The following is a 13,805-nucleotide window of genomic DNA, read 5'->3' on the forward strand; positions in this document are numbered from 1 at the left end:
TCCCTTCAGATCAAATGACTTTAATTTTGTGTTACCTATAATCTTACTCTATACTATTTTTATAATGTCCTCTGGTAAACTCACTAAAATCACCATGAAATTCTTCTTTTTCAAAACATTCTAATATTTTTTTAGTCTTGCTATAATCTTCATCAATAAAATCTACTCTAAAACTGTCAATTCCCATATTTCTAAGTTCTTCTATATGAGGTATAAGGTTAGTTGCAACAGAATTATATATGTAGCTTCTGCAGAATTCATCCGTATTTAGTGGAAACTCTTTTTTCTTTCTGTCTATAAGAAAGAACTCCCCTTCTTTACAAATACCTTTACAATTTTTAGAAGTAGTTTTGCCTCCAAAAGTGCTTCCTACAGCACAGTACTCACTTACCATAAGCTCCACTTTACCATATACAAACATTTGAGCTTTAAAATTACTATTTCTAATTAACTCATTTATTTCATATTTACTTAATTCTACACTTAAACAAGATCCATTCATAATTTTGCTATAAAAATCCAGTGCACAGCTGTTTGTTATGTTTAACTTATAGTCACCTAATATATTTAGCTTATTTCTAAACTTACTTATTATACCTAAATTTGCAGTAACTATGCCTTCAATTTCATCTAAGTTTTTATCTATAAATTTCTCTATATAATTAAATTCGTTTTTAACTATATTGGGAACTTTAATATATATTTTTTTAGATTGAAGATGATTTAAATTATTTATTTTAATTTGTTTGAACGGATTTATACATATATGTTCAAAACTTGATTCCATCGCTGCCTTCAATTGCTCATTAGTACTTACAAATACCATTTTAGGCGGTAAATATACTTTATCAAAATTGTTTTTTAACACAGGTATTTCATATACTTTTTTGCTTGAAATATTACTTTTTTTATTTTTGTTTAGTATGTATTGCTTGATTTCATCTAAAAGTCTTCTTCTAATTTCATTTAAATCAGATATAGGTAAAAATCCAGGTTGAAATATTTGAAATTCTATGCTGTCAAACTTAAATATATTATTTCCAGTTTTATTTAAACTTTTATATATTCTCTCTTTACTCAAGGGCTGCTTTAGAGCCTCTTCTACTATTTGTCCTTCCACCCTAAAATCATTTTTATCGTAATTGCAGCACAAAGTAACTGGCTTTCCAACTTCAAATTGTATTTTTAAATATAAATTGATTTTCTTGCCATAATGATCTTCATATATCTTTTCTAACTTTTGAAGCTGAATTAAGTTAGAAGTTTTATATATCCTATCTCCTGCTTTATAATTTGCTGGAAAGATTTTGACACTTTCTCCCTTAAAAGCCCTTGCAGTTTCTTTTCCGGACTTCACCAGTTTAGAAATAGTAAAACCACTAGTTCCAATTCTCACTCCATCTCCTTCTGATATATCTTCAGTAAGTAGAATGCTTTTATCACTATTTACTTTACCTATTTCTATGCCTGTATTCTTAGGGAAAGAATACGCCATCATATCTTTTCCAGTATTTTTATACAAGTAAGCCTTTGAAAATCCCTGTCTGTTAAATAATTGCAAAAGTCTTTTTTTACTACCTTCTATATAAGATAAATCCTCTAATTTTTTACCTTCCTGGTAGAAATCATCAATGGCATTTCTATATTCTGATACAACTCCTGCCACATATTCTGGTCTTTTCATTCTTCCTTCTATTTTCAAAGAACTTGCTCCACTTTCTATTATTTCCCTAATATCTTCAATAGTACACATATCTTTTGGGCTTAAAATATACCCCTTATGTTTACCTTTATCTTTCTTATTTACAATTTCATAGGGAAGCCTGCAGGGCTGGGCACATCTGCCTCTATTTCCACTTCTTCCTCCAATCATACTGCTCATAAGACACTGTCCAGAATAGCAAACGCAAAGAGCTCCGTGTATAAATATTTCCGTTTCTATTTTGAGAGTTTTAGATATATACTCTATTTCTTTTAATGAAAGTTCTCTAGAAAGTACTATTCTTTCAAAACCTAGTTTGCTTAAAGACAAGGCAGCTTCTCCATTATGTACTGTCATTTGAGTAGAAGCATGCAATTCAAGTTCAGGAAGCTTTTCTCCTAAAAGAGATGCCAATCCTATATCCTGTATTATAAGGGCATCTACTCCTACATTATACAAAAACTCAGCATATTTACAAGCTTCTTTCAATTCCTTTTCTTTCATTATGGTATTTATAGTAACATATACCTTTACATTATATAGATGACAATATTCAACTGCCTCTTTCATAGTTCTATCATCAAAGTTAGAAGCATAAGCCCTTGCAGAAAACTTATTTCCTCCAAGATAAACAGCATCTGCCCCTGCTTGAACTGCCGCATATAAACTTTCTAAATTTCCTGCCGGAGCTAATAATTCCACTTTTTTCATTATTCCATCTTCTCCTGTTTAAATATTTAAATTTATCCGATGACTACCTGCTCTAATACTTCCACTTCTCCAAGTGGGAGTAAAGAGCCGCTACGTCCCTGGATAACGATTTCTAAGCATCAGGTGGAGTCAAAACTCCATCTGATTCCAAGAACTCTGTTTATTCACTCACTAATAAAATCCGAACCAAGACCATTGTCAGTTCGGATTTTATTTTACTCCATTATTTAAAAGAGCATTTTTCTTTTTTCTCTCTTTTGCCAGACTTATCTGGTTTTCTTCTAGCTTATGTTGAAGATCTATTATTTTATACTTACCTGATTGTACTTGAAATTTCAGTTCCTTGTTTTGTGCTGTCATTTTGGTATTTTCATTCATATACTTTTGAGCTTCTTCTTTTATAATTTTTATTTCTTCTTCTAATTTGCCTATTTTCTCATCTTTTTCTTTTAAAGCCTCACTACTACTGCTATTCTTTAGTTTTATTTTAAGTTCGGCATTGAGCTCTTCCGTATACCTAAGCTGCTTTCTCAAAGAACTAATCTGATCCTCATATACTTTTCCTAGCCTTTCTAACTCATCCACTCTTCCTGACAACTGGCCTTCTTTTTCCTGAGCTTTTAACATATCGTCTGCTACATTAAGTGCCGATAAAACAGCTGCTGAGGAAGTGCTTAATTTGCTATTATTTTTTATAATACTCTTAACTTTTTTATCCACATAACTTGCTACTTTATGTAGATATTCTTCTTGCTCGTCACCTTTTAAATTATATTCAATTCCATTTATAAAAACCGTCACCATACTCATTTAAACACCCTCTTAGATCATGCTGTTTCCAATTCTTTATAACAACATTCTATCACAAATTCTCCACATATGAAATATTTTATTTTACCTTAAAGAGCTAAAGCATCATAAAATAGGCTGGATGAACATTAAATTCATCCAGCCTTATTGATCAACGAATCCTTACTGTCTAAGTTGTGCTCCTAAATTATGTTCTAGTGATCTTATTATTTTGCTATGAACTTTATTAACTTCTTTATCTGTAAGAGTTTTATTTTCAGCTCTATAGGATATTGAATAAGCTATGCTCTTCTTTCCACTTTCTATCTGTTTTCCTCTATAAACATCAAACAACTTAACTTTCTCTAGGATGTTTCCTCCCTGTTTTCTTATAATATCCTCCACTTCCTGTACCATTATATTGTCATCCACTAAAACTGCAAGGTCTCTAGAAACTGCAGGGAATTTAGGCAGAGGTCTATATTTTTTATCTGAATCAGCATGTTTATACAAAACATCTAAGTTTAATTCAGCAACATAACATCTTTCGTCTATACCATAATTTTCAGATACAGTTGGGTGGATTTCTCCAAGCACTCCTGCTAACTTTCTATTTACATAAAGGGCAGCTGTTCTTCCAGGATGGAAAGTTGGATTATCGCTTTCTCTCTTAAAAGAAATCTTCTCTATTCCTAAGGTATCTAATATGTTTTCCACTATACCTTTTAAATTAAAGTAATCACATTCACCATACGTTCCAATGGTTACAATATTGTCTTCTTCAGGTAAAGTATCGCCATTTTCTAATGGAAGATACACTCTTCCAATTTCAAATAACCTTACAATTTCATTTTTTCTTGAATAGTTTCTACCTAAGCATTCCATCATAGACGGTAATGTAGTTGTTCTCATTATGCTATAGTCTTCTCCCAAAGGATTTTTTATAGCTACAGCATTTCTAAGTTTGCTATCTTCAGGTAAAAGTATTTTGTCAAATACTTTTCTACTTACAAAAGAGTAACTTATAGATTGGTTTAATCCACTTGAAATAAGTGTTTCTATCAATTTATCATCCAGCTTTTGCTTTGGATTCTTTCCGCCTTTTGTACTTACACTTCTTATTACAGTAGTAGGTACATTGCTGTATCCATATATTCTAGCTACTTCTTCTGCCACATCTTCTCTTATATTTATATCTCCCCTAAAAGTAGGAACATCTATATGTAAAATGTCTCCTTTAAGCTGAGTTTTTAATTCCAGTCTATTTAAATAATCTACCATATCTTCCTTAGGTATTTCAGTACCCAAAAATTTATTTACCCAGTTGGAATCAACGTCTACGCTGTGAGGTTCAACTTTTTCATCGTATACATCAATTGTACCTTCCATAACTTTTCCTGCTTTTAGCATCTCAACTAAATTGCAAGCTCTGTTCATAGCAACCTCAGCTAAATTAGGATCAAGGTCCTTTTCAAATCTACCTGAAGCTTCTGTTCTAAGTGCAAGCTTTTGTGAAGAAACTCTTATATTAGTACCATCAAAATTGGCACACTCAAATACTATAGAAGAAGTATCATCTCTTATCTCCGAATTAAGTCCTCCCATTATTCCTGCAAGTCCGATAGTTCTGTCTCCATCCTTAATGGTAAGCATATTCTGATCCAATTGCCTTTCCTCTTCATCAAGAGTAGTAAACTTTTCTCCATCTTTAGCTCTCTCTACAACTATAGTCCCAGATTTTATCTCCCTTACATCATAAGCATGCATAGGTTCTCCAATTTCAAGCATTACAAAATTAGTTATATCAACTATATTGTTTATTGGCCTTACACCTGCTTCTAAAAGTCTCTCCTGCATCCATGAAGGTGATGGCTCTATTTTTACATCTTTTATGCCCCTTGCCATATACCTTTTACAAAGTTTATCTTTTATTTCTACTTTTAATGCGTTTTCAATATTTTCGCTGCAAGAAGGCTTATAATCTAATTCCGGCATTTTATAGCTTTCATTTAAAGTTGCTGCAGTTTCCCTTGCCATTCCTATCATACTAAGACAATCAGGTCTATTTGAAGTTATCTCAAAATCAAGTATAGTACTTGTCATATCAAGTACTTCCTTTATGTCCTTTCCAATTGGTGTATCTTCTTTTAAAATCATAAGTCCATATACAGGCTTATCTCCTGCTATGCCAAGCTCTTCTTCGGAACAAAACATTCCATTTGACATAAGACCTCTTAGTTTTCCTTTTTTTATCTTTACTCCACCATGAAGTGTAGAATCATGAAGTGCTACAGGAACTATATCTTGTTCTTTCATATTAGTAGCAGCTGTTATAATTTGAATAGGATCTTCTTTTCCTATATCCACCTGACATACAACAAGTTTATCTGCCTGAGGATGACTTTCTATCTTAAGTATCTTACCTGTAACTACATTTCGGATTTCATCTCCGGTTACAATTGCCTCTTCAAGTTTTGAACCACTTAAAGTCAATCTATCTCCTAATTCTTTTCCTGGAATATCTATTTTAACATAATCCTTTAACCATTTTACTGGAACCTTCATACAAAAATCTCCTTTCAAATTTTTAATCTTTACAAACTCTATTAAAATTGATTTAAAAATCTCATGTCACTTTCATACATGTTTCTTATATCATCTATTCCGTATTTTAACATGACCATCCTATCTACACCCATTCCAAAAGCAAATCCACTGTAAACTTCAGGATCTATTCCACAATTTCTAAGTACCTGTGGATGAACCATTCCACATCCTAAAAGTTCTATCCATCCTTCTCCTTTACATACCCTGCAGCCTTTTCCATGGCATACAAAGCAACTAGCATCCATTTCTGCAGAAGGTTCTGTAAAAGGGAAATGATGAGGTCTAAATTTTGTACGTATGTCGTTTCCAAATAACTTTTTAGCAAATAGTTCAAGAGTACCTTTTAAATTTGCAAAAGTTATACCTTTGTCAACTACTAAACCTTCCATTTGATAAAATATAGGTGAATGAGTGGCATCCACTGAATCTGAACGATAAACTTTACCTGGAGATATCATCTTTATTGGAGGTTTTTGTTTTTCCATAGTTCTTACCTGTATTGGAGAAGTCTGAGTTCTAAGCACTACATTGTCATTTATATAAAAGGTGTCCTGTTCACCCCTCGCTGGATGATTTTTAGGTATATTAAGTGCTTCAAAGTTATAATAATCCTTCTCTACTTCAGGACCTTCTTCTATAGTAAATCCCATAGAAATAAATATCTGTTTCATCTCTTCTAGTGTTTGTTCTAGAGGATGACGCTTTCCTACAGTTTGCTTTATACCAGGCATAGTAATATCAATGGTTTCATTCTGCAGCTTTGCTTGTGTAGCACTTGATTTTATCTTTTTTGATGCCTCTTCTATAGCATTTTCCAGTGTACTCCTCACTTCATTGGCAAGCTTACCAATTGCAGGTCTTTCTTCTTTAGAAAGATCCTTCATGCCTCTAAGTATTTTTGTAAGTTCTCCCTTTTTACCTAGATATTTAACTCTTATATCCTCTATATCTAACTTTTTATTTTTTAATTCGCTAAAGGCATTTTCCTTTATTTGTTTTAATTCTTCTTTCATTTTAAACTCTCCTTTCACTACAATCTTTTTAATTTAAAACAAAAATAAAAAGCCCATCCCTCTAAGGGACGAACTTTGATCCGCGTTACCACCCAAATTGATACTATTAAAAAATAATATCCTCTTTGTATATTTTAACGATAATTAACCGCTGACTACTAATTATAATTTCACAGCCAGTACTCCAGGAGGAACTTCAATATATAATATTTTAAAAAAAGCTTTCAGCCCTGACTTTTTTTCTCTGATAAAAATCATATATCTACTTTCTCTTTCACAGTAAGTGTTCTTATTCAACTTTTATTATTTATCCGATGACTACCTGCTCTAAATGATATTAAGAATTCTGTTTATATCTTTAAATTTTACATATATATTTACATATTGTCAACATTAAATTAAATTTTGTCTTACTGCTTCGAACATCATTATGGACGCTGCTGCAGACACATTTAATGATTCAGCACCACCTGGCATTGGTATCTTTACCTTTATATCAGAAACATCCTGTATGGTTTTGCTAAGACCATTTGCTTCATTTCCCACTGCAATTATAACTTTTCCCTTTAAATTTGCACTATAAAAGTTAATATCCGTATCCAGAGAACTTCCTATCAACTTAAATCCATTTTTCCTGAGAAGTTCTACTTTTTTCAAGTCCTCATCATAGATTACGGGTACATGAAATATAGATCCCATTGTTGATCTCAATGTCTTCTCATTGTATATATCTACCGTTCCTTTTGTAATTATAACCCCTAAAGCTCCAGAAGCATGTGCACTTCTTATTATAGTACCCATATTGCCTGGATCTTGAATCTTATCTGCCAATACATAAAATCCATTTTGTTTTTTAACTTTCAACTCCCTGTTTTCCACTACTGCAGCTATTCCCTGGGGATTTTCAGTATTTACCATAGCCTTAAATACACCTTTTTCCATAAAATACACAGGAAAATGGCATTCAAAGTTTTCTTTTAACAAAAATTTTTCCCACTTATCTGTAAAGTCACTGCTTAGAAAAATTGAAGATATTTTGAAATCAGAATAAAGCGCCTCTCTTACAAACCTAAAGCCTTCTATTAAAAATTTGCCTTCTTGAACCCTATATTTCTTTTCCTTTAACTTTTTTACTTCTTTTATATGTGCATTATCTTTACTTTTAATTATATCCATAATAGTCCACCTTATTACGATAATTTGCCTATAAAAAAGTACAGCAAAATTATGCTGTACTTCTTATGTAATATAATATTATGCATTTAATTGTTTTTTAGCTACTTCAACTAATTCAGTAAATCCTTTAGGATCATTTATAGCTATTTCTGAAAGCATCTTTCTATTCATATTAATGCCTGCAGTCTTTATTCCATTTATAAACTTGGAATATGAAAGTCCATTCATTCTAGTTGCAGCATTTATTCTAGCTATCCATAACTTTCTAAAGTCCCTCTTCTTTAATCTTCTTCCTATATATGAATATCTTAGAGCCCTTAAAACTGTTTCATTAGCAGTTCTAAATAATCTACTTTTTCCGCCATAATAACCTTTTGCAAGCTTTAATATTTTTTTATGATGTTTACGAGCGTTTACTGCTCTTTTTACTCTTGCCATAGTAAAACCTCCTTTTAGAATCCTTCAATTATACGTAAGGCATTAATTTTTTCATAATTTTTTCTTGAGTTTCTGAAACAAGTCCTGCTTTTCTTAAATTTCTTTTAGTTTTTGCACTTTTCTTTGTAAGTATATGACTTTTAAAAGCTTTTGATCTCTTTAACTTACCAGTTCCTGTAATCTTAAATCTTTTTGCTACACTTCTTTTAGTTTTCATTTTTGGCATAATAAATTCCTCCTCTCAATTATGCTTTCTTTGCTGATAAAAACATTATCATGTTTCTTCCTTCAAACTTAGGTTGCCTTTCTATTACACAAACATCCTGAAGTTTAGAATGAAATATATCTAAAATTTTTTTACCTATAAAGGAATAATCAGCTTCCCTTCCTCTAAATCTTACAGTAACTTTAACTTTATCTCCTGCAAGTAAAAATTTTCTTGCATTTTTAGCTTTAATGGAAATATCATGTTCTTCTATTTTAGGGCTAAATCTAACTTCTTTTATGTTAACAACTTTCTGTTTTTTTCTAGCCTCTTTATCTTTTTTAACCTGCTCATACATAAATTTCCCATAATTCATAATTTTACAAACCGGTGGCTTTGCATTTGGAGATATCATAACCAAATCCAATTCCTTTTCTTCTGCAAGTCTTAATGCTTCTTTTGATGATATAATTCCCATTTGACTTCCATCATGTGAAATAACTCTTACTTCTTTTTCTACTATATCCTGATTTATAAGAAAACTTTTATTAATGATTTTCACCTCCTAGGTGGAATTTAACAAAGCATATAAAAAAGGACAGCTACCGCCGTCCTTTGAATACATCAATAATAAAGAATCCTTTTAACTAAGAAATCTTCATAACCTTACTGGCTGTGCCGTAAGGTGAGAAACGGCTAGTTTCTTCTTAACGAATTATATTATACTATTGTTATAGCTTATAGTCAATATATATTTTAAATATCACTTATTTTTTTATCTATTTCGTCTTTAAGTTTTGAAATGAAGTCATCTAGTGCCATAGTTCCCATATCTCCGCCTTTTCTGCTTCTTACAGATATAGTTTTATCTTTCATTTCTTTTTCTCCTAGTACAACCATATAAGGAACTTTCTGCATTTGAGCTTCTCTTATCTTATATCCTATTTTCTCATTTCTCATATCTGATTCTACTCTTATATCATTTTCCTTTAATTTTTCAACTACTTCATTTACGTAGTCATCTTGGGCATCAGTAATGTTCATTACTTCAACTTGTACTGGTGCAAGCCAAGCTGGAAATGCTCCTGCATAGTTCTCTATCAAAATTCCTATAAATCTTTCTATAGATCCAAATACAACTCTGTGGACCATAACTGGTCTGTGCTTTTCCCCATCTGCTCCAACATAAGTTAAATCAAATCTTTCTGGCATCTGGAAATCCAATTGAACAGTTCCACACTGCCAAGTTCTTCCTATGGAATCTTTTAAGTGGAAATCTATCTTAGGTCCATAAAAAGCTCCATCACCTTCATTTACTTTATAATCAAGTCCAGCAGCCTTTAATGCAGCCTTAAGACCTTCAGTTGCAGCTTCCCAATCTTCATCACTTCCCATAGAATCTTCAGGCCTTGTTGACAATTCAACAAAATACTCAAATCCAAATACTTTATAAAAGCTATCTATGAGTCTTATTACTTTTATTATTTCATCTGTCATCATATCTTTAGTCATAAATATGTGAGCGTCATCTTGAGTAAAGCATCTTACTCTCATGAGTCCATGAAGAGCTCCAGATTTTTCATGTCTATGAACAATTCCCATTTCACCATATCTTATAGGAAGGTCTCTATAAGAATGTATTTTGTTCTTATAAACAAGTATGGAACCAGGACAGTTCATTGGCTTTATAGCATAATCTTCATCATCTATTTTTGTAAAATACATATTTTCTTTATAATGATCCCAATGTCCTGATTGATGCCACAATTCTTCATTTAATATAATAGGAGTCATTATTTCATCGTATCCTGCTTTCTGGTGAACTTGTCTCCAGTAATTTTGAAGTTCATTTCTTATGATCATTCCCTTTGGATGGAAGAATGGGAATCCAGGTCCTTCTTCATGTATGCTGAAAAGATCAAGTTCTTTTCCAAGTTTTCTGTGATCTCTTTTTTTAGCCTCTTCTATCATTGTTAAATAATCTTTAAGGTCATTCTTTTTTTCAAAGGCAGTACCATATATTCTCTGGAGCATTTTGTTCTTTTCATTTCCTCTCCAATAAGCTCCTGCAATTGAAAGAAGTTTTACAACTTTAACTTTACCTGTCGATGGTACATGAGGTCCTGCACATAAATCTACAAAATCTCCCTGTTTATAAAAAGATATAATTTCATCTTCAGGCAAATCTTTTATAAGCTGAACTTTATAAGGCTCATTCTTTTCTTCCATTAACTTTATAGCTTCATCTCTTGGGAGTTCAAATCTCTCCAATTTTTCATTTTCTTTTATTATCTTATTCATTTCACCTTCAATTTTTTCAAGCAATTCCGGTGTAAATGAAAAATCAGCATCCATATCATAGTAAAATCCATCGTCTATAGAAGGTCCTATAGCTAACTTCACTTCTGGATACAATCTTTTAATTGCCTGTGCAAGTATATGAGATCCAGTATGCCTCAATATCTTTTTTCCATCTTCATCTTCAAATGTCAAAATTTCAAGCTTACAATCTTCATTAATTTCCTTGTTAAGTTCTTCTACTTTACCATTTATTTTAGCTCCTAGAGCCTTTTTACCAAGTGAAGTGCTTAATTTTGCTGCAATATCAGCTACTTTTAATCCTTTTTCTACTTCAAGTTCTTTTCCATCTTTTAAGATTATCTTTATCATATTTACTCCTCCTCATATAGTTAGTTTTATACTGAATTTATCCGATGACTACCTGCTCTAATACTCCTAACTCAAAGTGGGAATAAAGAGCAGATACGTCCCTGGATAACAATTTCTAAGCATCAGGTGGAATTAAAACTCCACCTGATGCCAAGAACTTTGTTTATCTTCAAACAGTACTTGAAACTTAAAATTAAGCAATAAAAAAACTCTCCCACAAAATGGGGCGAGTATTATCACGGTTCCACCCAAATTAATAGCATTAATCTTTTATAAAACAAATAAATAATACTGCAAAAAACACACTACACATTATATGTAAATTAAAACTTTTTCACAATTACTTATAGATTAAGCTGCCTGCTTTAATTAAAAAATTAAAAGCAACACGCTATTATCTTTGAATCCATAACGTAGATTAGCGGGAAATACTTACTTAATTTCAGTATACAACTCAAAGGTGGTATTCAATAAATCTTGCCTAAAGGATATTTCAGCTTAAAATCCTTCTCTCTTAAGGTAATTGACTTACTTACTTTTCCTTTTCATGGCCTTTATCCTATTTGAGCTTATTATATTATTCTATAATGGGTATGTCAATATAAGAATATAAATTTTTTTATTCTATATGATTGAATTGTGATAATGTCTTAGTATACCGCATTTGATTATGTCCCAAATAAATAAGTTTATAGTATAATAAAACCTCATGACTAAGAAGTGAGGTGGACAAAATCAGAAAGGTAGTTTTAACAATGAATGAGAATGCAAAATATAACATAATCAAGAAATTAGTAGAGAGCAATGGTAACAAGCAAAGAGCTGCTGTACAGATTAACTGTACTGTTAGGCACATTAACAGAATGATTAAAGGGTATAAAGAGCAGGGAAAAGCCTTTTTTATACATGGAAATCGTGGTAAAAAACCTGTCCATGCTTTAGATAATTCTACAAAACAGACTATTGTTGACTTATATCGAACAAAATATGAAGGCACCAATTTAACTCATTTTTCAGAACTCTTAAAAGAATTTGAAGGAATCAAAGTTTCATCAAACACTATACGTTCCATCCTTTTGCAGGAATTCATCCTGTCTCCTAAGGCAAAACGTTCTTCTAAGAAGGCTCTATACACTAAACTTAAAGATATGCAAAAATCTACAAAGTCAAAAAAGCAGGCTAGTGTTATTCAAAGTTCTATTCTTGCTATCGAAGATGCTCATCCTAGGCGTCCGAGATGTGCCTACTTTGGAGAAATGCTTCAGATGGATGCTTCTCTTCATCCTTGGTTTGGTGGAGAAAAAAGTCAGCTTCATATAGCTGTAGATGATGCCACAGGTGCTATTGTAGGTGCTTATTTCGATGTTCAAGAAACGCTAAATGGATATTACCATGTACTTGAGCAAATATTGAAAACCTATGGTATTCCTTATATGTTTTACACCGATAGGCGTACAGTTTTTGAGTATAAACAAAAGAAATCCCCTTCTATCGAAGAGGACACTTTTACCCAATTCGGTTATGCCTGCAAGCAGTTAGGAATTGAGATTAAAACCAGCAGCATTCCACAAGCCAAGGGGCGTGTGGAACGAATGTTTCAAACACTGCAATCACGACTTCCTATCGAATTGCGTTTAGCTGGTATAAGCACGATTGAGCAGGCAAATGAATTTTTAAATTCCTACATAAAAAAATTCAATGCTCGATTTGCTTTACCTGTTGATAATATCAAATCTGTATTCGAAACGCAACCTGATATTGAGAAAATCAATTTAATTCTTGGTGTACTTGCTAGTAGGAAAGTAGACAATGGGAGTTGTGTAAAATACAATAAAGGATATTATCTTCCAGTAGATGCTAATGGTCACCCAGTATATTACCATAAAGGTACCTGCGGTATAGTAATAAAGGCATTTAACAATGATCTATATTTTTGTGCAAACGAAAAAGTTTATGCACTTGAATTGCTTCCGGATCATGTTCCTTCATCAAAAAATTTTGATCTTGCGAAGACCTCAAAAACTCCAAAGAAACACTATATACCGCCGATGAGTCACCCATGGAAGCAGGCTTCATTTGAACATTATTGCAATAAGCAGGCTCATAGACAAAAAGAAAACATAGCTTAAAGAACTAAAAAGCCCTTTTACTTAAAAAACTTTAAGTTGATGGATGTGTTTGCTATACCTAAAAATAATGTTATAAGCGTAACAAAGCACCAGCTATTGCTGGTGCTAATAATTAAAACTTTTTGGGACATTTTCAAAATTAGTTGACATATAAGAATATAAATTTTTTTATTCTATAGTTGTCCAATTTTATCGTATACGAAAATTTAAGTTAAGAATTAATAATGAAAAATTAATAGTGAAGGATGATTTTTAGCTGCCGCAAAAAATCTTTAAATTTATATAACTAATCAATATTTCGCTTTAGCGAAATGAGTGATGAAAAGCTTAATCAAATATTTTTTGTAGTATAGCGAAAAAAAATC

At 31.9% G+C, this 13,805-nt stretch carries 10 protein-coding genes and 2 other annotated features; of the genes, 1 reads left to right on the top strand and 9 read right to left on the bottom strand.

Going from position 1 to position 13,805, the window contains the following annotated elements:
• Positions 1-43: 43 nt before the first annotated feature.
• The 9 genes from DMR38_RS17180 to thrS form a co-directional block, all read right to left on the bottom strand.
• The gene (locus DMR38_RS17180) at positions 44-2,413 is read right to left on the bottom strand and encodes a U32 family peptidase (RefSeq protein ID WP_127722471.1); all 2,370 of its coding nucleotides are present in this window, start codon (positions 2,411-2,413) and stop codon (positions 44-46) included.
• A gap of 210 nt (positions 2,414-2,623) precedes the next feature.
• The gene (locus tag DMR38_RS17190; protein WP_127722472.1) at positions 2,624-3,223 is read right to left on the bottom strand and encodes a cell division protein ZapA; all 600 of its coding nucleotides are present in this window, start codon (positions 3,221-3,223) and stop codon (positions 2,624-2,626) included.
• 162 nt (positions 3,224-3,385) lie between these two features.
• On the bottom strand, positions 3,386-5,767 hold the full coding sequence (pheT, locus tag DMR38_RS17195) for a phenylalanine--tRNA ligase subunit beta (protein WP_127722473.1): 2,382 nt from the start codon (positions 5,765-5,767) through the stop codon (positions 3,386-3,388).
• A 41-nt stretch (positions 5,768-5,808) separates the two neighbouring features.
• On the bottom strand, positions 5,809-6,822 hold the full coding sequence (gene pheS / locus DMR38_RS17200) for a phenylalanine--tRNA ligase subunit alpha (RefSeq protein ID WP_127722474.1): 1,014 nt from the start codon (positions 6,820-6,822) through the stop codon (positions 5,809-5,811).
• Between the two features lie 61 nt (positions 6,823-6,883).
• Positions 6,884-7,109: a binding site (T-box leader), on the bottom strand.
• Positions 7,110-7,215: 106 nt separating this feature from the next.
• Positions 7,216-7,998 (bottom strand): RNA methyltransferase, encoded by a 783-nt coding sequence (locus tag DMR38_RS17205; protein WP_127722475.1) that lies wholly within the window; start codon positions 7,996-7,998, stop codon positions 7,216-7,218.
• 78 nt (positions 7,999-8,076) lie between these two features.
• On the bottom strand, positions 8,077-8,436 hold the full coding sequence (rplT, locus tag DMR38_RS17210; protein WP_013240072.1) for a 50S ribosomal protein L20: 360 nt from the start codon (positions 8,434-8,436) through the stop codon (positions 8,077-8,079).
• A gap of 28 nt (positions 8,437-8,464) precedes the next feature.
• Entirely contained in the window at positions 8,465-8,662 is a 198-nt protein-coding gene (gene rpmI / locus DMR38_RS17215) for a 50S ribosomal protein L35 (RefSeq protein ID WP_013240073.1), read from the bottom strand.
• Positions 8,663-8,681: 19 nt separating this feature from the next.
• Positions 8,682-9,203 carry a translation initiation factor IF-3 gene (gene infC / locus DMR38_RS17220; RefSeq protein ID WP_127722476.1) on the bottom strand — a complete coding sequence of 174 codons (522 nt, stop codon included), beginning with the start codon at positions 9,201-9,203 and terminating at the stop codon, positions 8,682-8,684.
• 22 nt (positions 9,204-9,225) lie between these two features.
• Positions 9,226-9,356: a sequence feature (ribosomal protein L20 leader region), on the bottom strand.
• Positions 9,357-9,397: 41 nt separating this feature from the next.
• A complete protein-coding gene (gene thrS, locus DMR38_RS17225) occupies positions 9,398-11,311 on the bottom strand; it encodes a threonine--tRNA ligase (RefSeq protein WP_127722477.1) in 1,914 nt (637 codons plus the stop codon).
• A 755-nt stretch (positions 11,312-12,066) separates the two neighbouring features.
• Between thrS and DMR38_RS17235 the strand changes: the two genes are divergently transcribed.
• Positions 12,067-13,440 (top strand): ISNCY family transposase, encoded by a 1,374-nt coding sequence (locus DMR38_RS17235; RefSeq protein WP_127720638.1) that lies wholly within the window; start codon positions 12,067-12,069, stop codon positions 13,438-13,440.
• Positions 13,441-13,805 lie beyond the last annotated feature (365 nt).

The sequence above is a fragment of the Clostridium sp. AWRP genome (genome assembly GCF_004006395.2).
In the GTDB taxonomy this organism is placed as follows: Bacteria; Bacillota; Clostridia; order Clostridiales; family Clostridiaceae; genus Clostridium_B.